Below are 19,893 nucleotides of genomic sequence, written 5' to 3' on the forward strand. Positions count from 1 at the left end.
CATGCAACAGATTATCCAAACGACCCTGCTGATCATCGGCGGCGGCCCCGGCGGTTATGTGGCTGCCATCCGCGCCGGGCAACTGGGCATTCCCACCGTACTGGTAGAAGGCCAGGCGCTGGGCGGCACCTGCCTGAACATCGGCTGCATTCCGTCCAAAGCACTGATCCATGTGGCCGAACAGTTCCACCAGACTTCGCGTTTTGCCGAGGCGTCCGAGCTGGGCATCAGCGTAGCCTCGCCGCGCCTGGACATCGGCCAGAGCGTGGCCTGGAAGGACGGCATCGTCGACCGCCTGACCACCGGTGTTGCCGCCTTGCTGAAAAAGCACGGGGTAAAAGTGGTACATGGCTGGGCCAAGGTGCTCGACGGCAAGCAGGTCGAGGTCGATGGCCAGCGCATCCAGTGTGAGCACCTGTTGCTGGCCACCGGCTCCAGCAGTGTCGAACTGCCGATGCTGCCGCTGGGTGGCCCGGTGATTTCCTCCACCGAAGCCCTGGCACCGAAAGCCCTGCCGCAACATCTGGTGGTGGTAGGGGGTGGCTACATTGGCCTGGAGTTGGGCATTGCCTATCGCAAGCTGGGTGCACAGGTCAGTGTGGTGGAAGCGCGTGAGCGCATCCTGCCGACCTACGACAGCGAATTGACCGCCCCGGTGGCCGAGTCGCTGAAGAAGCTGGGCATCGCCCTGCACCTGGGCCACAGCGTTGAAGGTTACGAAAATGGTTGCCTGCTGGCCAACGACGGCAAGGGCGGGCAACTGCGCCTGGAGACCGACCAGGTACTGGTGGCCGTGGGCCGCCGGCCACGCACCCAAGGCTTCAACCTGGAATGCCTGGACCTGAAGATGAACGGCGCCGCCATTGCCATCGACGAGCACTGCCAGACCAGCATGCGCAACGTCTGGGCCATCGGCGACGTCGCTGGCGAGCCGATGCTGGCGCACCGGGCCATGGCCCAGGGCGAGATGGTCGCCGAAATCATCGCCGGCAAGACCCGCCGCTTCGAGCCTACTGCAATTGCCGCCGTGTGCTTCACCGACCCGGAGCTGGTGGTGGTCGGCAAGACCCCGGAACAAGCCAGCCAGCAGGGCCTGGACTGCATCGTCGCGCAGTTCCCGTTTGCCGCCAACGGCAGGGCCATGAGCCTGGAGTCGAAAAGCGGTTTCGTGCGCGTGGTGGCGCGACGCGACAATCACTTGATTCTGGGCTGGCAGGCAGTTGGCGTGGCGGTTTCCGAACTGTCCACGGCGTTTGCCCAATCGCTGGAGATGGGCGCGTGCCTGGAAGATGTGGCCGGCACCATTCATGCCCACCCCACGCTGGGTGAAGCGGTACAGGAAGCCGCGCTGCGCGCCCTGGGCCACGCCTTGCATATCTGACACTGAAGCGGCCGAGGCCGATTTGGCCCGCTGCGCCGAGAGGCGCTGCGGGTCTTTTTTCATTCAGGCCATGTAACCCTCCAGAAAACAGCGCCATCTCTGAGCGGGCGCTACTCGGAAATTGCGTTCTTGCCTGCCCGCTTGGCCCTGTATAACGCCTTGTCGGCACGCGCCAGCAGCGCGTCCTGGTCCTCCCCATCCAGCCGTTGCACCACACCATAGCTCATGGTCAGTCGACAATCCCCCACCGGCTCCACCAGCTCCAGCACCTGGCGCAAGCGCGCTGCCACCTCCAGCGCCTCTCCCAATGCGGTCTGCGGCAGCACGATGACGAACTCGTCGCCGCCCCAGCGCGCCAGCAGGTCCAGTTCGCGCAAGCAGGTGCGCAGGTTTTCGGCCACCCGCACCAGCGCCGAATCGCCACGGGCGTGACCGTAGCGGTCGTTGATCGGTTTGAAATCATCCATATCCATGGCAATCAGCGACAACGGCTGGCGAAAGCGCTGGGCGCGCTGGCACTCCAGGTGCAACGCGCTCTCCAGCCGGTAACGATTGGCGACCCGGGTCAACGCATCGCGTTCGGCCAGTTCTCGGTTTTCGTCCAGTTGCCGCTGCAACTGCTGGTTAACCCGAGACAACTCGCGGGTGCGTTCGGCCACCTGAAACTCCAGTGACTGGTTCTTCTGCTCCAGTTGAGCCACCAAGCGCTTGCCAGCGTCGATATTGCGATGCGCACCCAGCATGCGCGCCACGGAACCGTCCTCGTTATGCGCGATGATGTAGCCGCTGTCTTCGATCCAGATGTAGCTGCCATCCTGACAACGGCAACGGTATTCAATGCGGTAGCGCTCGTTGCGCTGATTGATATAGGCCTCGAAATGCGCCATTACCCGTGGGTAGTCTTCAGGATGGATCACGCTCTCCCAGGTAAATACCGAGTTGGCCATGGAGTGCCTGGCATAACCCAGCATGCTGTACCAGCCCGGGTTGCGATAAACGTAGCCAGTATTGGCATTCCAGTCCCAGATGCCATCGCTGATCAAATCGAACAAGGTGTGCAACTGCTGTTCACTGAAGCCGGCAGGTACCGGCCTGGTTTCTTGACTCATGGACACTCTCCCTGATGCCCAGCAACTGCGCTCCGATCAAGGGGCTGCCGACAGTGGTGGTAATTGCCGCAGGCGGCAAGATCATGCCTGACACGGGCAAGCATATGCCCGCTCGCGCGTAACGGAAATAGCGCCAAAGCCCTGATTTCGGCCGATAGAATGCTGGCATGGCTTTTGCGCTTGGAAGCTGTCAACGAGATTTCCAAGGAGGAAACATGATAATTGCCCATAACGGCGTGAGCTGGCAGCCCACGCTCCATCAGCCTCGGCACGCCAACGATGAGCAGGCAATGGCCCAGATTGCGCCTGTCCGCACGCCAATATCCACCGCCAACACGGCGAGCCAACAGCAGAACGGAGGCAGTACCGCTCAGCAAAACGCTGAGGATGCTCGTGCAGAAGCTTTTGCCAAACTCAAGGTGATGCTGCAAAACCTGGGTTCTGCGACCAACGAGCCGATCATCGGAGAACCACTGCCGCCCAAGACTGCCCGGGAGGAATTTCACGACTTCATGTCCAAGTCGCCTGGCGAGATGATCAAGGAAAAACTGCTGCGTGAGATAGGCCTGACCGAAGAAGAGTACGACGCCCTGCCACCAGAAATGAAAGCAAAAGTCGACGAGTTGATCGCCCAGCGCATGAAAGAAAACATCGAGCGCAAGGTGGAGGAGAAAGCGCAAGAGCAGGTCGCCAAGGTGGATGGCGACCAGGATGAAGAGCAACAAGCGGCAAGCCCGATATAGTGAGCTGGCCAAGCGAAGGTGCTTTAACAGCAGCGCGGCGGCGACAAAGGAGACAATTATCGGAATGACAAGAATGGCGTCCCAGGCAGGAATTGAACCTGCAACCTTCCCCTTAGGAGGGGGATGCTCTATCCAATTGAGCTACTGAGACGCTACGACCGGCAGCGAGCGCTGCACAGCGGGATGGCCAGCATGTTAACCAGCATGCTGGCGTTTGTCATGCCTCAACTGGGCTTTTTCGCGTAATCCTTTTCTGCGGCTGCTATCCCCGCGGTAGCACACCCTGATTGCGAAGCAGCGAAAAGAATGCAGCGACCGCCGCCTCCAGCGTGGAAGAATTATCCAGCACATGCACCGACGGGTCGGCTGCAGCCTGCAAGCGTGCGCTGCGCGCCAGGCGCTGCTCCACTTCTTCTGTGGTTTCCCGGCCCCGGGCCAGCAAGCGCTGGCGCAGCACCTCAGGCTTGACCTGGACCAACACGACCAGCAAGTCCGGATAGCGCTGACGGGCCTCTGCCAGATAAGCCCGCGAGCCATTCACCAGCACCGGCCTCCCCGCCGCCAACCACTGGTCCACCTGCCGGGGTATGCCATAGTCCAGGCCATTGGCCCGCCAGTGCATGGCAAACGCACCCTGCGCACGCAAGGTATCAAACTGCTCGGGCGTGACCCCTTGGGCGGCTTCGCCTTTGGCTTCGGCCGACCGGGTGATGACCCGGCGGGCTATTTCTACCCCGGCGACGGCCAGTTGCTCACGCGAAGCGTCGATCAGGGAATCCTTCCCGGAACCCGACGGCCCAACCAGAAATATCAACCGGCCTGTCCCTGATCGGCGGTCGCTTGCGTCATGTTGCATAGCCACTATGCTCTATGGAGGGAACCGGCGCATTCTAGGGCTTTTCCGGGCATTTTTCTGGGTTTTACCAATTGTTGACGGCAAATGACTGACGGCCAGGCTAGCCAGAGCATGTGAAACTTTTCAAACCAGTGCTCATTTCTGATAATTGGTACTGGCATAAAGCCTTTATCCGGCTCACTATTTGTCACATAATTGACGCCAAGCAAACGGCGACCTTGAGGCAAGATGAGCATCCATTTTTCACTGGCGGTTGAACATTTTGTCGTCGCCACGGTCGTACTTCCATCCCGTGCGGCCAATTTGAGAACCGCTTCCCCTGAACCAAACTCCGGTCAATTTATATGCGCCCAATGAAACAGGCTATTTATTCGAGCCGCACCGCTGACAAGTTCGTCGTCCGCCTGCCAGACGGAATGCGTGAGCGCATTGCCGAGGTAGCGCGCAACCACCACCGCAGCATGAACTCCGAGATCATCGCACGCCTGGAACAGAGCCTTATCCAGGAAGGCGCGCTGGGTGACGAGCTCAGCATGCGTCTGGACAGCCCAGAGCTGTCCCTGCATGAGCGCGAGTTGCTGCAGCGCTTCCGCCAACTGTCCCACCGCCAGCAGAACGCCCTGGTCGCCCTCATCGCTCACGATGTGGAAATGGCCGCAGACGCCTCCTGAGGCCTGCGCGAGCACAAAAAAGCCAGCGTAAGCTGGCTTTTTTGTGGGCGACTGACTGGCAGCAATCGCATTCCCCTGTGGGATTGCTCCCACAGGGAGGATCGGCTTACAGCAGGAACAGCGTAGCCAACCCAAGGAAGATGAAGAAGCCACCGCTGTCAGTCACAGCAGTGATCATCACGCTCGCCCCCATCGCAGGGTCGCGACCCAAGCGGGCCAATGTCATCGGGATCAGCACGCCCATCAGCGCCGCCAGTAACAGGTTCAAGGTCATCGCTGCGGTCATCACCACCCCCAGCGACCAGCTGCCATACAGCCAGAAAGCCACCGCACCAATCACTCCGCCCCACACCAGGCCGTTGATCAGCGACACAGCCAACTCCTTGCGCATCAAGCGGCTGGTATTGCCTGGCGATACTTGGTCCAGGGCCATGGCGCGGACGATCATCGTGATGGTCTGGTTACCAGAGTTGCCACCAATACCCGCAACGATCGGCATCAACGCAGCCAACGCCACCAGCTTTTCAATCGAACCTTCGAACAACCCGATCACTCGCGAAGCAACGAACGCGGTAATCAGGTTGATTGCCAGCCACGCCCAACGGTTGCGGAACGAACGCCAGACCGAGGCAAAAATATCTTCCTCTTCACGCAGACCCGCCATGTTGAGGACTTCGCTCTCGCTTTCCTCACGGATCAGGTCAACCATTTCGTCGATGGTCAGACGGCCGATCAGGCGTTCGCTCTTGTCCACCACCGGGGCGGATACCAGGTCATAACGCTCGAAAGCCTGCGCTGCATCGTAGGCATCTTCCTCGGGCTGGAAGGAGACAGGGTCGGTCGCCATGACCTCCGCCACCTTCTTCTCCGGGTCGTTGACCAGCAGGCGCTTGATCGGCAATACCCCCTTGAGGATGCCGTCATAATCGACCACGAACAATTTGTCGGTGTGGTTCGGCAATTCTTTCAGGCGGCGCAGGTAGCGCAGCACGACTTCCAGGCTGACGTCTTCGCGGATGGTGACCATCTCGAAGTCCATCAGCGCACCGACCTGCTCCTCGTCGTAGCTCAGCGCCGAACGCACCCGCTCGCGTTGCTGGGCATCGAGGGTTTCCATCAGCTCGTGAACAACGTCACGCGGCAGCTCTGGGGCGAGGTCGGCCAGTTCGTCGGCGTCCATCTCCTTGGCGGCAGCCAGCAGCTCGTGATCGTCCATGTCGGCGATCAGCGATTGGCGAACCGAATCGGAAACTTCCAGCAGGATGTCGCCATCGCGCTCCGAGCGCACCAGCTGCCAGACCGTCAGGCGATCTTCCAGGGGCAAGGCTTCGAGGATGTAGGCGATGTCGGCGGGGTGCAGGTCATCGAGCTTGCGCTGCAGCTCGACGAGGTTCTGGCGGTGGACCAGGTTTTCCACCAGGTCGTTGTGCGCGCCTTCCTGGCGATGGGTCAGGTCTTCGACCATGCGCTGACGCTGCAGCAATTCGACCACCTGGGCCAGGCGATCCTGCAGGCTTTCTTGCGCTTTTTTAACTTCTACTTCAGTCATAGGCGAACTCCACTCCCAGCAGCGGAGCACGCCGAGGGAATCAATCGGTCAGATCTTTCTGTATGAATCTTGTTAGCGAGTAACTACTGGGTAAGTCCATGGTGGTTTTCCACAAGCCCCGGCGGGGCTGACGGGCGCAATCATACACTGCTAAAGCTGTCAGATCGCTTAAATTTTTGGCCAGAACAATCGTTTGCGTGATAAAGCTGGGACAACGCTCGAAGCTATCAGTGCGACGGTTGTTGTGGATGAGAAAGCACATTTGATTTTTGAGGCCGCGCAGCGGCTCCAAGCTACACCGCAATCATTACAGAAGAGCGTAGATCGACATGGTCAAGAATTCATTGGCGCACAAACAAAAAGCCCGCTCTATTGAGCGGGCTTTTTGATGGGGTGTGGCGGACTCAGCAGGATTCGAACCTGCGACCGCTCGGTTCGTAGCCGAGTACTCTATCCAGCTGAGCTATGAGTCCGTGGTGGTAGTTTTAGACCAGATTACCACTGGTTGACTGAAGTAGCTTTGCAAGCAGAACCACTTCAAAAAGTGGCGGACTCAGCAGGATTCGAACCTGCGACCGCTCGGTTCGTAGCCGAGTACTCTATCCAGCTGAGCTATGAGTCCGCAATTGGTAGTTTTAGACCAGATTACCACTGGTTGTTTGAAGCAGCTTTTAAGCAAAGCCACTTCAAAAGTGGCGGACTCAGGAGGATTCGAACCTCCGACCGCTCGGTTCGTAGCCGAGTACTCTATCCAGCTGAGCTATGAGTCCGTGTCTTGCCGCGCATTATAGGTCGCTGAAACATTTTTGCAAGAACTTTTTCGTTTAAAATCAACTACTTAGCGTTCTTACTGTTTACAGCGCCCTAAGCGAATAATGGCGGTGAAGGGGGGATTCGAACCCCCGATACCCTTATGAGGTATACTCCCTTAGCAGGGGAGCGCCTTCGGCCACTCGGCCACCTCACCGCAACACGAGGCGAATATTAAAGAACCTCTTTCACCTTTGCAACCCTTTTTTTGAAAAAAACTTCAAAAAAATTAAAGGCTTGGCTCTTCATCCTTCTCCTTCTTGATCCGCAGGTAGATTTCCTCGCGGTGAACTGCCACTTCTTTCGGGGCGCTCACGCCAATACGCACCTGGTTGCCTTTGACGCCAAGCACCGTCACGGTGATCTCGCCGTCTCCAATGATCAGGCTCTCGGCGCACCGACGAGTCAGAATCAACATAGCTTTCTCCTTACGCAAAACATTCAGGGGTAACAGTCTTGGATTTCGGGGCAAGGTCGCGGACGACGACCATGGCCCTGGTTACTCGCCGCACAGGGCAGGACAGGGCCTGCGCGGCGAGCAGAAACGCGAAGGGCGCGGCAAGCCGCGCCCTTCCAGGCAGCGCCTTACTCGCCCTGTCGGGCAGGAGCATCATCCAGATCGAACGCGGTATGCAGCGCGCGTACGGCCAGCTCCAGGTACTTCTCTTCAAGCACCACCGAAACCTTGATCTCGGAAGTGGAGATCATCTGGATGTTGATGCTCTCCTTGGCCAGGGCTTCGAACATGCGGCTGGCAACACCGGCGTGTGAACGCATGCCGACGCCAACGATCGAGACCTTGGCGATCTTGGTGTCGCCGATCACTTCACGGGCACCGATTTCGCGTGCAGTGTTTTCCAGCACGCTATGCGCCTTCTCGTACTCGTTGCGGTGCACGGTGAAGGTGAAATCGGTGGTGTTATCGTGCGCAACGTTCTGCACGATCATGTCGACTTCGATGTTCGCAGCGCTGATCGGGCCGAGGATCTTGAAGGCCACGCCCGGGGTATCCGGCACGCCGCGAATGGTCAGCTTTGCTTCATCACGGTTGAAGGCGATACCGGAAATGATCGGCTGTTCCATGGATTCCTCTTCATCAATGGTAATGAGGGTACCCGGACCCTCCTTGAAGCTGTGCAGCACGCGCAGCGGAACGTTGTACTTGCCGGCGAACTCAACCGAACGGATCTGCAGCACCTTGGAGCCCAGGCTGGCCATTTCCAGCATTTCTTCGAAGGTGATCTTCTCCAGGCGACGAGCCTGTGGCACGACACGCGGGTCGGTGGTGTAGACACCATCGACATCAGTGTAGATCTGGCACTCATCAGCCTTCAGCGCCGCCGCCAGGGCCACGCCAGTGGTATCAGAGCCACCACGCCCCAGGGTAGTGATGCTGCCGTGCTCGTCGACGCCCTGGAAGCCTGCAACCACGACCACGCGGCCTTCCTTGAGGTCGGCACGAATCTTCTGGTCGTCGATTTGCAGAATGCGCGCCTTGTTGTGCGAGCTGTCGGTGAGAATACGCACCTGGTTGCCGGTGTAGGACACCGCTGGCACACCACGCTTGATCAGGGCCATGGTCAGCAGGGCAATGGTGACCTGCTCACCGGTCGACACGATCACGTCCAGTTCACGAGGAACCGGGTGATCGGTAATCTGCTTGGCCAGGTCGATCAGGCGATTGGTTTCACCGCTCATGGCCGACAGCACAACCACCAGGTCGTCGCCCGCTTCACGGTGTTTCTTGACCTTTTCGGCTACCTGCTCGATCCGCTCGATGGAACCGACAGAGGTGCCGCCAAATTTCTGTACGATCAACGCCATTTCAATGGTGCCTCAGCCCATACAGGGCCCCAAATAACAATCCAACATGAAGGAGTGGACGGGAGTGGCCTGTGTGGCTACTAGACCATCCACCCCTTCATCTCAAAGTCCCTGCTCTGCGAATGGCACGGCCAGCGCCAGGGCCTGGTCCAGAGCTGCGACGTCGACGCCCCCCCCCTGGGCCATGTCCGGACGGCCACCGCCCTTGCCACCCACCGCCGCAGCGGCTTGTTTCATCAGATCGCCAGCCTTGAGTTGGCTGGAGAGGTCCTTGGTCACGCCGGCCACCAGCACAACCTTGCCCTCATGCTCGCTGCCCAGCAGGATCACCGCGTGGCCGAGCTTGTTCTTCAACTGATCGACCAGCGCCAGCAGGGCCTTGCCATCCTGCCCATCCAGGCGGGCGGCGAGGACCTTGGCACCCTTGACCTCAACAGCCGCGTTGGAGAGATCGTCCCCGGCGGCGCTGGCGGCCTTGGCCTGCAGCTGTTCCAGCTGCTTCTCCAGCTGGCGGTTGCGCTCAAGCACAGCCGACAGCTTGTCGATCAGGTTGTCGCGGTTACCTTTCACCAGTTGCGCGGCTTCCTTGACCTGCTCCTCGGCAGCGTTCAGATAGGCCAGCGCAGCGGCACCGGTTACGGCTTCGATACGGCGCACGCCAGAGGCCACGCCGCTTTCGCTGATGATCTTGAACAGGCTGATGTCACCGGTGCGCTTGGCGTGAATACCGCCGCACAATTCCACCGAAAAATCGCCGCCCATGCTCAACACACGCACGGTGTCGCCGTACTTCTCACCGAACAGCGCCATTGCGCCTTTGGCCTTGGCCGTTTCGATGTCGGTCAGTTCGGTTTCAACGGCAGTGTTCTTGCGCACTTCACGGTTGACGATGTCTTCCAGCGCCTTGATCTGCTCTGGTTTCACCGCCTCGAAGTGGCTGAAATCGAAACGCAGGCGCTGGCTGTCGACCAGCGAGCCCTTCTGCTGTACATGCTCACCCAGCACCTGGCGCAGCGCTTCGTGCAGCAGGTGAGTGGCGGAGTGGTTCAACGAGGTGGCGTGTTGCACCTCTGCATCGACCTTGGCCTCGACTGGCGAACCGATCACCAGCGCGCCGCTGGCAACCACGCCGTGGTGCAGGAAGGCACCGCCGGTCTTGGTGGTGTCGCGCACGTCAAAGCGTGCAGCGCCAGCCTGCAGGAAGCCGGTATCGCCAATCTGGCCGCCGGATTCGGCGTAGAACGGCGTGCGGTCGAGCACGACCACGCCCTGCTCGCCTTCACCCAGCTGGTCGACGGACAGGCCGTCCTTGTACAAGGCGATGATCTTGCCTTGGCCTTCAGTGGCATCGTAACCGAGGAACTCGGTGGCGCTGTCGACTTTTACCAGGCTGTTGTAATCCATGCCGAAGGCGCTGGCGGAACGGGCACGCTCACGCTGGGCGTCCATTTCACGCTCGAAGCCGGCTTCGTCGATAGTCAGCTCACGCTCACGAGCGATGTCGGCAGTCAGGTCCATCGGGAAGCCATAGGTGTCGTACAGCTTGAACACCACGTCGCCCGGTACCACGTCGCCTTTCAGCTGGGCCAGGTCTTGCTCGAGGATGCGCAGGCCCTGCTCCAGGGTTTTGGCGAACTGCTCCTCTTCGGCCTTGAGCACGCGCTCGATGTGCGCTTGCTGGCTCTTCAGCTCCGGGAAGGCTTCGCCCATTTCAGCGGCCAGTGCGGCAACGATCTGGTAGAAGAAGCTGCCCTTGGCGCCCAGCTTGTTGCCATGACGGCAAGCACGGCGAATGATGCGGCGCAGCACGTAGCCACGGCCTTCGTTGGACGGCAGCACGCCGTCGGCAATCAGGAAACCGCACGAACGGATGTGGTCTGCGACCACTTTCAGCGAGGCCTGGCCATCATTGCTGCAACCGATGGCCTTGGCTGCGGCAGCCAGCAGGTTCTGGAACAGGTCGATCTCGTAGTTCGAATGCACGTGCTGCAGCACGGCGCTGATGCGCTCCAGGCCCATGCCGGTGTCCACCGACGGCGCTGGCAGCGGGTGCAACACGCCGTCGGCGGTGCGGTTGAACTGCATGAAAACGTTGTTCCAGATCTCGATGTAACGGTCACCGTCTTCTTCTGGCGAGCCGGGTGGGCCGCCCCAGATATCCGCGCCGTGATCGTAGAAAATCTCGGTGCACGGGCCGCACGGGCCGGTATCGCCCATGGTCCAGAAGTTGTCGGAGGCGTACGGGGCGCCCTTGTTGTCGCCGATGCGCACCATGCGCTCGGCCGGCACGCCGACTTCCTTGGTCCAGATGTCGTAGGCTTCGTCGTCAGTGGCGTAGACGGTGACCCAGAGCTTTTCCTTGGGCAGGTTCAGCCACTGCTCGGACGTCAGGAAGGTCCAGGCGAAGGTAATGGCGTCGCGCTTGAAATAATCGCCGAAGCTGAAGTTGCCCAGCATTTCGAAGAAGGTGTGGTGACGCGCGGTGTAACCGACGTTTTCCAGGTCGTTGTGCTTGCCACCGGCACGCACGCACTTCTGGCTGCTGACAGCACGCGTGTAGGCGCGCTTCTCCGCACCGAGGAAGCAGTCCTTGAACTGGTTCATGCCTGCGTTGGTGAACAGCAGGGTCGGATCGTTGTTCGGGATCAGCGAACTGGAGGCGACTCGGGTATGTCCCTGCTCTTCGAAGAAGCGAAGGAAGGCTTCACGGATTTCTGCGCTTTTCATAGGTTCTTCCACGGAAACGGCGGCCCTGTTGGGCAAACGCGTCGACGAAACGACGGCAAAGGGCCGCATTATATCGGTCCTGCAGTCTCGATGCAGTGTGTTTATACGATAGAAGCCATCGTTTGGACGGTTTTTCGGGCTATGCAAACGAAAACGACATGACCGGATGCTAAATCCTGTGTTTCGCCACTGGCAAGCCAATTACCGCTCAAGGGAAGGGAAAATGGAACAGGCGGTGAATTAAAAGGTTTTCATCATGGATAGGATCCGAAACCCTGTCGCCTGCAGGCGACAGCGCTCTCAGCCCAGCCGCTGCCCCGAATCCGGCACGATCAGAATGCCGGCGCGCAAGCCATTCTTGACTTTGGGGTTAGGGAAGATGATGCGTGCGCCCTCCTCCTCGACCACCCAGCGCATCTCGGCCAGGTCTTCAGCCAGCAGGTAACCCTTGCTCAGCTCGGAGAAGTTTTCGATGTCCGCCGGCAAGTGCAGGTGGAAGCTGTCACTGTGCTTGATGATTTCGCGGGAAACCCTGAACAATTGCAGGCCATCCAGCGAACTTTCTTCCTCTGGCTCGGTAGCTTCGATAATGCGAATCAGCCGCTCTTCGAGCTTGTCGAGATTGACCTGCTCGTTCTGGCCGAACGGACGGGCCTTGCCCAACTCCAGGGTAAAGGCTTCAGCTTCGAGCTGTTCATAGGTGAAAGCACTGAAGGTGATGGACGACTTGCTTTGCAGTAATACCGCTTCCATACCTGCCGCCGCCAGGCGCACCAGTTCGCGACGGGAGTGCTTGCGCCCTTCTTTATAAGGGTACAAGGCGAATTGCTCGATCTTCGAACCGCGGATGGCAGTATGCAGGTCGTAATGCAGGCGGCTGCGCTCCGGCTTGCTGAAGAACACCCGGGCGAACTGCTCCAGCTCGGCAGCACGCAATGCTTCGAAACCGCTGGAAAGCTCATGGCGGCCATTGAACAAACGGTTGATGTCCTGCTCGATAAAGCGCTCGCCCTTGCGGATCGCCGCCGGGTTGCCGAACAGGAACAGCACCCGTGCCCTGGGTTTGATCTTGCCGTTGGCCACGCCATGCAGCAGCCGCTCGAGCAATTCGATCGGCGCTGTTTCGTTGCCATGAATGCCGGCGGACAACAGTAAGTCCAGCCCGCAATCTTCGCTTTCGGCCGGACGCACTTCGAGCGCGCCCTCCCCCAGCCACCGCAAACGCGCGCCCTTGGGTGTCACTTGGGTCTTCTCGGCCGGTTCGTGATCGGTGAGGGTCAGCTCAAGCAATTTGCCAAGGGCGAGCATAGGGACTTCCTTAGTGGTGGTGACCGCAGTCAGGGCCATGAACGTGATCGTCGTCTTCGCCAAGCTCTGCCGGTTCCATTTCCAGCTGCAGGCTGACCAGGTTGGTGGCCATCGGGCGCAGCAGCAAGTTGGCATACTCGGTGTCGTCTTCCTCGACATCCACACCGATCAGCAGCTGGCCACGGCCATCCTGCTGAATCCACACTTCCTTGCCTTGCCAGACCACAGCAAAGCGGGTGCAGGAAGTTTCCAGCTGGGTGCCGTCTTCATCTTCGAGGATCAGGCGCAAGGCGTCGGTCATTACAGAGTCTCTCTTCAAGGTTGGCGTTGGAACGGATACACCGAGCCCAACTTCAGGATCTGGGTCAATTCGTCCAGTGCCGTACGGCATTCCACCAGCAGTTGCGGGTCAGCCAGGTCTGCTTCGCCAAGGCGATCGCGGTAGTGCCTGTCGACCCACTGCAGCAGCGTGTCATACAGCGAGGCCGTCATGATAACGCCTTGGTTGACCGCCGCCAGTTCCGATTCCTTCAAGGCTACGCGCAAACGCAGGCAGGCTGGGCCGCCGCCGTTTTGCATGCTCTGCTTGAGGTCGAACACCTTGACCTCCTTCACCGGGCCTCCCTGGCTGGTCAACTGGCCGAGATAAGCCCAAACCCGCTCGTTGTTGCGGCACTCTTCCGGCACGACCAACAGCATGGAACCATCGTCGCGGCTCAGCAGCTGGCTGTTGAACAGGTAGGAACGCACCGCGTCCTCCACCGCCACCGCGGCCCTGGGCACGCAGATGGCCTGGAAGTTGCCACCCTTGCTGGCCAGTTTAGCTCGCAGCTGCCCAAGCACCGCGTCGGTGTCGAGAAACGCGTCCTCGTGGTAGAACAGCACTTCGCCGTTACCCACCGAAATCACATCATTGTGGAACACACCCTGGTCGATCACCGCCGGGTTCTGTTGAGCGTAGACCACACCGTCATCGCTCAGGCCGTGCAGCCGGGCCACAGCCTGCGAGGCCTCCAGGGTTTGTCGGGCCGGATACTTCTGTGGCGCCGGGTAACGGCTGTCGAAGGCGCTGCGACCGTAGACAAAGAACTCCACACCGGCCTCACCATAGGCGCGGCAGAAGCGCGTGTGGTTGGCCGCGCCCTCGTCACCGAACTGTGCCACGGCAGGCAGCGCGGCGTGATGGGCAAAGTGCTTCTCGTTGTTGAACATGGCGCCCAGCACGCGGCTGGTGGTCGGGTGCTCGATGCTGCGGTGATATTTGCAGTTGAGGTTGGCGGCGGTGAAGTGCACACGACCGTCAGCCGTGTCGGCACTCGGGCTGACGGTCGCGGCGTTGGCCACCCACATGCTCGAGGCCGAGCAACTGGCCACCAGCAACGGCATGGCCTCGCGGGCGGCGCGCTGGATGACTTCGGCATCGCTGCCACTGAACCCCAGGCGGCGCAGCGCGGCCACGTCCGGGCGCTCCTGTGGCGCCAGAACACCCTGCTTGAAGCCCATGTCGGCCAGCGCTTTCATCTTCGCCAGGCCCTGGCGCGCCGCCTCACGCGGGTTGGACCCCTGCTGGCTGTTGCTCTGCGAAGCCACGTTACCGTAAGACAGGCCGCCATAGTTGTGGGTAGGCCCCACCAGGCCATCAAAATTCACTTCATAGGATTTCATCGGCTAGGCTCCGTGACCTGTTGTTATAGGGTGACGCCCGGCGTCAGGGTCGCCGGCAAGGCAAGGCTGGCGGTCTCCAGCGAAGCCACGGGGTAAGCGCAGTAGTCGGCTGCGTAATAGGCACTGGCGCGATGGTTGCCACTGGCACCCACGCCGCCGAACGGTGCGCTGCTGGCAGCCCCCGTCAGCTGTTTGTTCCAGTTGACGATGCCGGCGCGGCTGCGCAGCCAGAAGTACTGGTAGCGGGCGCGCGAATCGGACAACAAACCGGCAGCCAGGCCATACTGGGTGTTGTTGGCTTCATCGATGGCAGCATCGAAGTCGGCGTAGCGGATCACCTGCAGCAGCGGGCCGAAAAACTCTTCGTCCGGGCGGTCAGCCACGGCGGTGACATCGACAATGCCCGGGGTCAGCAGTGCGGCATCGGCCTGTGGCTGGGTCATTTCCAGCAGTTTCACGCCACCTTTGGCGGCCAGTTCGGCCTGGGCCGCAAGCAGCGCCCGACCCGCCTGCAGCGAAATCACCGAGCCCATGAAAGGCGCCGGCTGCTCATCGAACGCCCCCACCGTGATGGTTTTGCACACCTCGACCAAGCGCGCGATCAGCGCATCGCCCCAGGCGCCTTGCGGTACCAGCAGGCGCCGCGCGCAGGTGCAGCGCTGGCCAGCGGAAATGAACGCCGACTGGATAATGGTATACACCGCCGCGTCGAGGTCCTTGACCTCGTCCACCACGAGCGGGTTGTTACCCCCCATTTCCAGGGCCAGGATCTTGTCTGGACGCCCTGCGAACTGCTGATGCAGCAGGTTGCCGGTGCGGCTGGAGCCGGTGAAGAACAGGCCATCGATACCTGGGTTGGCGGCCAGCGCCACACCGGTTTCGCGCGCCCCCTGCACCAGGTTCAGCACACCCGCCGGCAGGCCGGCAGCAATCCAGCAGTTGACGGTAAGCTCAGCAACCTTGGGGGTCAGCTCGCTGGGCTTGAACACCACGCAGTTGCCTGCCAGCAGCGCCGGCACGATATGGCCATTGGGCAGGTGCCCGGGGAAGTTGTAGGGGCCGAACACCGCCACCACACCGTGAGGCTTGTGCCGCAGAACAGCCGTGGCATCGGCCAGCGGCCCACTCTTTTCGCCGGTGCGCTCGCGGTAGCTCTGTACCGAAATCGCCACCTTGTTGACCATGCTGGTGACTTCAGTCGCAGATTCCCACAGCGGCTTCCCGGTTTCCTCGCCAATGCATTGGGCCATGGCTTCGGCATGCACTTTCAACTGCGCGGCAAACTTCTCCAGCACATCGATACGTGCCTCCAGGCTCAACTGCGCCCAGGCCGGGAAGGCCTGCCGCGCCGCCTGCACAGCAGCGCTGACCTGGCTGGCGTCAGCGCCCTGCCCTTGCCAGATCACGGCCTGGGTCACCGGGTTGAGCGACTGCAGGGTTTCACCCTGGCCAGCCTGCCAATTGCCTGCGATGTAATGCGTGGTCATTTACTGGGCCTCCCGGCTGGCCGACAGCGGCACCGCGCGCACATTGTCGCCGACGCCCATGCGCAGGCGCTTGGCGGTCAACGGGTCGACCACCAGGGTACCGGCGGCCAACCGTGCAGGTGCAGCAGTGATACGGCAGTCGTCGCGCTTGCGGTTGTGGATGATGAAAGGGGTCGCGTCGTCGCCTGGCGTACCTACCGCCAGCACCAGGGTCTGGCTCTCGCGCACCGCGCGGATCTTGGCAGTGTCACACTCGATGGCCGGGCCGGCGTCAAAGATGTCGACGTAGCCCTGATAGTTGAAGCCCTCCTGCTTAAGCATGGCCAGCGCCGGCTCGGTGTCTTTGTGCACACGGCCGATCACGTTGCGCGCAGCCTCGGACAGGAAGCAGGTGTACAGCGGGAACTTGGGCATCAGCTCAGCGATGAACGACTTGTTGCCCACGCCGGTGAGGTAGTCGGCCTGGCTGAACTCCATCTTGAAGAAATGCCGGCCCAGGCTTTCCCAGAACGGCGAACGGCCCTGCTCGTCAGACATGCCGCGCATTTCGGCAATGATCTTCTTGCCAAACAGCTCCGGGAACTCGGCAATGAACAGCATGCGCGCGCGCGACAGCAGACGGCCATTGAGACCCGAGCGGTGGTCGCTGCGCAGGAACAGCGAGCACAGCTCGGAGTTTCCGGTCAGGTCGTTGGCCAGGAACAGCGTCGGGATTTCGCGGTAGATCTTCAGCTCCTGCGAGGCGCTGACCGTCAGGCCGACCCGATAGTTGTACCAAGGCTCACGCAGGCCGACGGCGCCGGCGATGGCACTGATGCCCACCACCAGACCTTCGTCGTTTTCCAGCACGAACAGGTAATCGGTGTCACCACGCTCGGCCTCGCCACGGAAGCTTTTTTCCGCCCAACCAACACGGTGCCCGAGGCGCTCTTCGTTGGCCGGCAGCGTGGTCAGCCCGGTGGTGCCGGTGCTGCGTGCCAATTCGATCAACGCAGGCAAATCGCTGCTGCGTACAGGACGAACGATCATGCTATCTCCTTGTGCGGCGGCATCGGCCGGCGCAAAACACTGCTAACGCATCAATCCCGAAACGTCTGTTGCCAGACCTCAAACCGCGACCAGGCGCACGCTGGCGCCCTCGCCCACGCCCAGCGCGTCGGCTGCAGCCACGCTCAGGCTGACCGGTTTGCCAGGCACCCAGTCCAGGTCCAGCAACACCGCGCGGTAGTCCTGCAACAGGCCGTTGCACACCAGGTACGGGCGCCCCCCCTTGACCGGGGCCTCTTCGATCTTCACCGGGACCACCCGGCTCTGAGCGATCGAGCGGATGCCAGAGGTGCGCGCATGCAGGGTCGGGCCGCCGTCGAAGATGTCGATGTAGTGCTCGGTCTCGAAGCCTTCGCGCATGAGTATGTCGAAGGTGATCTGTGCCCGCGGATGTACCTGGCCCATGGCTTCCTGCGCCAGGTCTGGCAGCAACGGCACGTAGATCGGGTAATGCGGCATCAGCTCGGCGAGGAAGGTCCGGCTCTTCAGGCCGCACAGGCGCTCGGCGTCGGCATAGTTGAGGTCGAAGAAGTTGCGGCCGATAGCATCCCAGAACGGCGATTCACCCTGCTCGTCGCTGAAGCCGACGATCTCGGTTACCACCGAATCGGCAAAGCGCTCCGGGTGCGCAGCCATGAACAGCAGTCGACCACGCGAATTGAGCTCGGCCCAGCCACTGTTCACCAGCTCCGGTGCTACATAGAAGCTGGTCAGCAGGCTGTTGCCAGTCAGATCGTGACACAGCGACAGCACATGGATCTTGTTGTGTATCTTCAGCTCGCGCGAGGCGTGCACGAATGTTTCGTTACGAAAACTGTAGAACGGCTCGGAGTAGCCGGCCGAAGCGACGATGGCCGAGCAACCGGCCAACTTGCCTGTTTCGCTGTCTTCGAGCACGAAAAAATAACTCTCTTCGCCGTTGAAGCTGACCTCGGCGGCGAAGGATGTCTCGGAGGCGGCAATCTTGTCGCCGAGACGAGCGGTGTCGTCCGGCAGCGAGGTGACACCAATGGGGCTGTCTGCAGCCATGCGCTGCACGTCGTTCAGATCAGCCATTTGCGCGGGGCGCATCACCAGCATGGTGTCACTCCTTTGGAATACGGGCCGTTCACAGCGGCACGAAAAAACGGCAGGCACCCAGGCACCTGCACTGGAATCGGGTATCGCCGGCCCGGATCGGCCTCGTGCCGAGGCTGGGCTGAGGCCGGCGAAAGGACCGTTGGCGGATCAGCCTTTGGTCAGTGTGGCCACAGCGCGCTCGAAGCGGTCCAGGCCTGCGTCGATGTCGGCGTCTTCAACCACCAGGCTTGGGGCGAAGCGGACAACGTCCGGGCCGGCCTGCAGCACCATCACGCCTTCTTTCTCGGCAGCGTTGAGCACGTCCTTGGCCTTGCCTTTCCAGGCCTCGGTCAAGACGCAGCCCAGCAGCAGGCCGACGCCACGCACCTGGCTGAACAGGTTGTACTTCTGGCCGATCTGCTCCAGGCGGGTTTTGAAGCGCTCGTGCTTAGCCTTGATACCGGCCAGGGTCTCCGGGGTGTTGACCACATCCAGCACCGCGCAGGCAACGGCGCAGCCCAGCGGGTTGCCGCCATAGGTGGTGCCGTGGGTGCCAACGGCCAGGTGCTTGGCCAGCTCGGTGGTGGTCAGCATGGCACCAATCGGGAAGCCGCCGCCCAGGCTCTTGGCACTGGTCAGAATGTCCGGGGTCACGCCGTAGTGCTGGTAGGCATACAGCGAGCCGGTACGGCCCACGCCAGTCTGCACTTCGTCAAAGATCAGCAGAGCGTTGTGCTCGTCACACAGTTTGCGCGCGCCTTCCAGGTAGGCCTTGTCGGCCGGCACCACGCCGCTCTCGCCTTGGATCGGCTCGATCACCACGGCGCAGGTCTTGTCGGAAATCTGTGCCTTCAACGCTTCCAGGTCGTTGTACGGCACATGGCTGATACCGGTGATTTTCGGGCCAAAGCCATCGGAGTACTTCGGCTGGCCACCCACGCTGACGGTAAACAGGGTGCGGCCGTGGAAGCTGTTCACGGTGGCGATGATTTCGTGCTTTTGCGGACCGAAGCGGTCATGCGCCACACGACGGGCCAGCTTGAAAGCGGCCTCGTTGGCCTCGGCGCCGGAGTTGCAGAAGAACGCGCGGTCGGCAAAGGTGGCGTCCACCAGCTTGTGGGCCAGGCGCAGGGCCGGCTCGTTGGTGAACACGTTGGAAACGTGCCAGAGGGTGTTGGCCTGTTCAGTCAGGGCCTTGACCAGTGCCGGGTGGCAGTGGCCCAGGGCATTGACCGCGATGCCGCCGGCAAAGTCGATCAACTCGCGACCCGACTGGTCCCAGACGCGGGAACCCTCGCCTCGCACAGGAATGAAGGCCGCCGGAGAATAGTTGGGGACCATCACCTGGTCGAAATCGGCACGTTGCACCGGGGCTTGCTCAACGGACATCTGAGTCTCCTGAAGAGGAACGCTGGCCTGGAAGTGGCGAGCGATGGGGGGATTGTAAGGACTGATCCGCGCCTGTCCTTGCGGCCAAGCGACAACTTGTTACAGCGCAAAACCCAGTTTTGACAAGGCTTTCGGCAATGCGACAAACACTGTCGCAATCGCGCAGTGTACGGGAGAGAGGGGGCTGGGTGAACGGGTGTTCACACAGGATTGAGGGAGGCGGGATGTTTGGCGATGTTGATGTGTTGACGGGGAGATCGAGCGCCGC

The 19,893-nt window shown here is 61.0% G+C and carries 18 protein-coding genes and 5 tRNA genes; 4 read left to right on the forward strand and 19 right to left on the reverse strand.

Translation table 11 applies throughout. The annotated features are described in order from the left end of the window. Nucleotide 1: 1 nt before the first annotated feature. Nucleotides 2-1,381 (forward strand): dihydrolipoyl dehydrogenase, encoded by a 1,380-nt coding sequence (gene lpdA, locus ACF8EA_RS20600; RefSeq protein ID WP_392523097.1) that lies wholly within the window; start codon nucleotides 2-4, stop codon nucleotides 1,379-1,381. Nucleotides 1,382-1,491: 110 nt separating this feature from the next. Here the strand turns inward: lpdA and ACF8EA_RS20605 are convergent, their stop codons facing one another. Then, complete coding sequence (locus ACF8EA_RS20605) at nucleotides 1,492-2,490, reverse strand: diguanylate cyclase (RefSeq protein ID WP_103469912.1); 999 nt, start codon at nucleotides 2,488-2,490, stop codon at nucleotides 1,492-1,494. A gap of 215 nt (nucleotides 2,491-2,705) precedes the next feature. Here ACF8EA_RS20605 and ACF8EA_RS20610 point away from each other — a divergent pair, with 215 nt between their 5' ends. Further along, nucleotides 2,706-3,233, forward strand: coding sequence for a hypothetical protein (locus ACF8EA_RS20610; RefSeq protein WP_392523103.1), 528 nt, complete (start codon nucleotides 2,706-2,708; stop codon nucleotides 3,231-3,233). A gap of 74 nt (nucleotides 3,234-3,307) precedes the next feature. On the opposite strand, the gene ACF8EA_RS20615 is transcribed toward ACF8EA_RS20610, so the two are convergent. The 3 genes from ACF8EA_RS20615 to ACF8EA_RS20625 form a co-directional block, all read right to left on the reverse strand. Further along, nucleotides 3,308-3,384: transfer RNA gene (locus ACF8EA_RS20615), tRNA-Arg, on the reverse strand. A gap of 111 nt (nucleotides 3,385-3,495) precedes the next feature. After that, entirely contained in the window at nucleotides 3,496-4,089 is a 594-nt protein-coding gene (gene phnN / locus ACF8EA_RS20620) for a phosphonate metabolism protein/1,5-bisphosphokinase (PRPP-forming) PhnN (protein WP_021785138.1), read from the reverse strand. Nucleotides 4,090-4,094: 5 nt separating this feature from the next. Then, on the reverse strand, nucleotides 4,095-4,364 hold the full coding sequence (locus tag ACF8EA_RS20625) for a hypothetical protein (protein WP_135192500.1): 270 nt from the start codon (nucleotides 4,362-4,364) through the stop codon (nucleotides 4,095-4,097). 69 nt (nucleotides 4,365-4,433) lie between these two features. On the opposite strand from ACF8EA_RS20625, the gene ACF8EA_RS20630 reads away from it, so the two are divergent. Then, complete coding sequence (locus ACF8EA_RS20630) at nucleotides 4,434-4,760, forward strand: Arc family DNA-binding protein (RefSeq protein WP_003254499.1); 327 nt, start codon at nucleotides 4,434-4,436, stop codon at nucleotides 4,758-4,760. A gap of 106 nt (nucleotides 4,761-4,866) precedes the next feature. On the opposite strand, the gene mgtE is transcribed toward ACF8EA_RS20630, so the two are convergent. After that, the gene (mgtE, locus tag ACF8EA_RS20635; protein ID WP_003254500.1) at nucleotides 4,867-6,309 is read right to left on the reverse strand and encodes a magnesium transporter; all 1,443 of its coding nucleotides are present in this window, start codon (nucleotides 6,307-6,309) and stop codon (nucleotides 4,867-4,869) included. Nucleotides 6,310-6,502: 193 nt separating this feature from the next. On the opposite strand from mgtE, the gene ACF8EA_RS20640 reads away from it, so the two are divergent. Next, nucleotides 6,503-6,685, forward strand: a complete 183-nt coding sequence (locus ACF8EA_RS20640) for a hypothetical protein (protein WP_146050516.1) — start codon at nucleotides 6,503-6,505, stop codon at nucleotides 6,683-6,685. A 20-nt stretch (nucleotides 6,686-6,705) separates the two neighbouring features. On the opposite strand, the gene ACF8EA_RS20645 is transcribed toward ACF8EA_RS20640, so the two are convergent. The 14 genes from ACF8EA_RS20645 to ACF8EA_RS20710 all read right to left on the reverse strand — a co-directional run bounded on the left by ACF8EA_RS20645 (nucleotide 6,706) and on the right by ACF8EA_RS20710 (nucleotide 19,625). Beyond that, nucleotides 6,706-6,782, reverse strand: a tRNA-Arg gene (locus tag ACF8EA_RS20645). Nucleotides 6,783-6,854: 72 nt separating this feature from the next. Then, nucleotides 6,855-6,931, reverse strand: a tRNA-Arg gene (locus ACF8EA_RS20650). 71 nt (nucleotides 6,932-7,002) lie between these two features. Continuing rightward, nucleotides 7,003-7,079: transfer RNA gene (locus ACF8EA_RS20655), tRNA-Arg, on the reverse strand. Between the two features lie 106 nt (nucleotides 7,080-7,185). Then, a tRNA-Ser gene (locus ACF8EA_RS20660) sits at nucleotides 7,186-7,276 on the reverse strand. A 72-nt stretch (nucleotides 7,277-7,348) separates the two neighbouring features. Further along, nucleotides 7,349-7,537: a carbon storage regulator CsrA gene (gene csrA / locus ACF8EA_RS20665; RefSeq protein ID WP_003254503.1), complete on the reverse strand. Its 189-nt coding sequence runs from the start codon at nucleotides 7,535-7,537 to the stop codon at nucleotides 7,349-7,351. 167 nt (nucleotides 7,538-7,704) lie between these two features. Continuing rightward, nucleotides 7,705-8,943 (reverse strand): aspartate kinase, encoded by a 1,239-nt coding sequence (locus ACF8EA_RS20670; protein WP_103469914.1) that lies wholly within the window; start codon nucleotides 8,941-8,943, stop codon nucleotides 7,705-7,707. A 102-nt stretch (nucleotides 8,944-9,045) separates the two neighbouring features. Beyond that, entirely contained in the window at nucleotides 9,046-11,670 is a 2,625-nt protein-coding gene (gene alaS / locus ACF8EA_RS20675; protein ID WP_028696950.1) for an alanine--tRNA ligase, read from the reverse strand. A 300-nt stretch (nucleotides 11,671-11,970) separates the two neighbouring features. Further along, entirely contained in the window at nucleotides 11,971-12,978 is a 1,008-nt protein-coding gene (gene astE, locus ACF8EA_RS20680; protein ID WP_021785135.1) for a succinylglutamate desuccinylase, read from the reverse strand. A gap of 10 nt (nucleotides 12,979-12,988) precedes the next feature. After that, nucleotides 12,989-13,279 carry a topoisomerase II gene (locus ACF8EA_RS20685; protein WP_003254508.1) on the reverse strand — a complete coding sequence of 97 codons (291 nt, stop codon included), beginning with the start codon at nucleotides 13,277-13,279 and terminating at the stop codon, nucleotides 12,989-12,991. Nucleotides 13,280-13,293: 14 nt separating this feature from the next. Further along, complete coding sequence (gene astB / locus ACF8EA_RS20690; RefSeq protein ID WP_103444745.1) at nucleotides 13,294-14,643, reverse strand: N-succinylarginine dihydrolase; 1,350 nt, start codon at nucleotides 14,641-14,643, stop codon at nucleotides 13,294-13,296. Nucleotides 14,644-14,666: 23 nt separating this feature from the next. Continuing rightward, nucleotides 14,667-16,130 (reverse strand): succinylglutamate-semialdehyde dehydrogenase, encoded by a 1,464-nt coding sequence (astD, locus tag ACF8EA_RS20695; protein ID WP_392523100.1) that lies wholly within the window; start codon nucleotides 16,128-16,130, stop codon nucleotides 14,667-14,669. Further along, nucleotides 16,131-17,159: an arginine N-succinyltransferase gene (gene astA / locus ACF8EA_RS20700; RefSeq protein WP_014590103.1), complete on the reverse strand. Its 1,029-nt coding sequence runs from the start codon at nucleotides 17,157-17,159 to the stop codon at nucleotides 16,131-16,133. A gap of 78 nt (nucleotides 17,160-17,237) precedes the next feature. After that, the gene (gene aruF / locus ACF8EA_RS20705; protein WP_010955177.1) at nucleotides 17,238-18,257 is read right to left on the reverse strand and encodes an arginine/ornithine succinyltransferase subunit alpha; all 1,020 of its coding nucleotides are present in this window, start codon (nucleotides 18,255-18,257) and stop codon (nucleotides 17,238-17,240) included. A gap of 147 nt (nucleotides 18,258-18,404) precedes the next feature. Further along, a complete protein-coding gene (locus tag ACF8EA_RS20710) occupies nucleotides 18,405-19,625 on the reverse strand; it encodes an aspartate aminotransferase family protein (protein WP_021785132.1) in 1,221 nt (406 codons plus the stop codon). Between the last annotated feature and the right edge of the window lie 268 nt (nucleotides 19,626-19,893).

This window comes from Pseudomonas sp. YQ_5 (assembly GCF_043103305.1).
GTDB lineage: Bacteria > Pseudomonadota > Gammaproteobacteria > Pseudomonadales > Pseudomonadaceae > Aquipseudomonas > Aquipseudomonas putida_Y.

Coding starts and splice junctions, on each gene's coding strand:
- lpdA (WP_392523097.1), top strand. CDS start 2: ATGCAACAGATTATCCAAACGACCCTGCTGATCATCGGCGGCGGCCCC.
- ACF8EA_RS20605 (WP_103469912.1), bottom strand. CDS start 2,490: ATGAGTCAAGAAACCAGGCCGGTACCTGCCGGCTTCAGTGAACAGCAG.
- ACF8EA_RS20610 (WP_392523103.1), top strand. CDS start 2,706: ATGATAATTGCCCATAACGGCGTGAGCTGGCAGCCCACGCTCCATCAG.
- phnN (WP_021785138.1), bottom strand. CDS start 4,089: ATGCAACATGACGCAAGCGACCGCCGATCAGGGACAGGCCGGTTGATA.
- ACF8EA_RS20630 (WP_003254499.1), top strand. CDS start 4,434: ATGCGCCCAATGAAACAGGCTATTTATTCGAGCCGCACCGCTGACAAG.
- mgtE (WP_003254500.1), bottom strand. CDS start 6,309: ATGACTGAAGTAGAAGTTAAAAAAGCGCAAGAAAGCCTGCAGGATCGC.
- csrA (WP_003254503.1), bottom strand. CDS start 7,537: ATGTTGATTCTGACTCGTCGGTGCGCCGAGAGCCTGATCATTGGAGAC.
- ACF8EA_RS20670 (WP_103469914.1), bottom strand. CDS start 8,943: ATGGCGTTGATCGTACAGAAATTTGGCGGCACCTCTGTCGGTTCCATC.
- alaS (WP_028696950.1), bottom strand. CDS start 11,670: ATGAAAAGCGCAGAAATCCGTGAAGCCTTCCTTCGCTTCTTCGAAGAG.
- astE (WP_021785135.1), bottom strand. CDS start 12,978: ATGCTCGCCCTTGGCAAATTGCTTGAGCTGACCCTCACCGATCACGAA.
- ACF8EA_RS20685 (WP_003254508.1), bottom strand. CDS start 13,279: ATGACCGACGCCTTGCGCCTGATCCTCGAAGATGAAGACGGCACCCAG.
- astB (WP_103444745.1), bottom strand. CDS start 14,643: ATGAAATCCTATGAAGTGAATTTTGATGGCCTGGTGGGGCCTACCCAC.
- astD (WP_392523100.1), bottom strand. CDS start 16,130: ATGACCACGCATTACATCGCAGGCAATTGGCAGGCTGGCCAGGGTGAA.
- astA (WP_014590103.1), bottom strand. CDS start 17,159: ATGATCGTTCGTCCTGTACGCAGCAGCGATTTGCCTGCGTTGATCGAA.
- aruF (WP_010955177.1), bottom strand. CDS start 18,257: ATGCTGGTGATGCGCCCCGCGCAAATGGCTGATCTGAACGACGTGCAG.
- ACF8EA_RS20710 (WP_021785132.1), bottom strand. CDS start 19,625: ATGTCCGTTGAGCAAGCCCCGGTGCAACGTGCCGATTTCGACCAGGTG.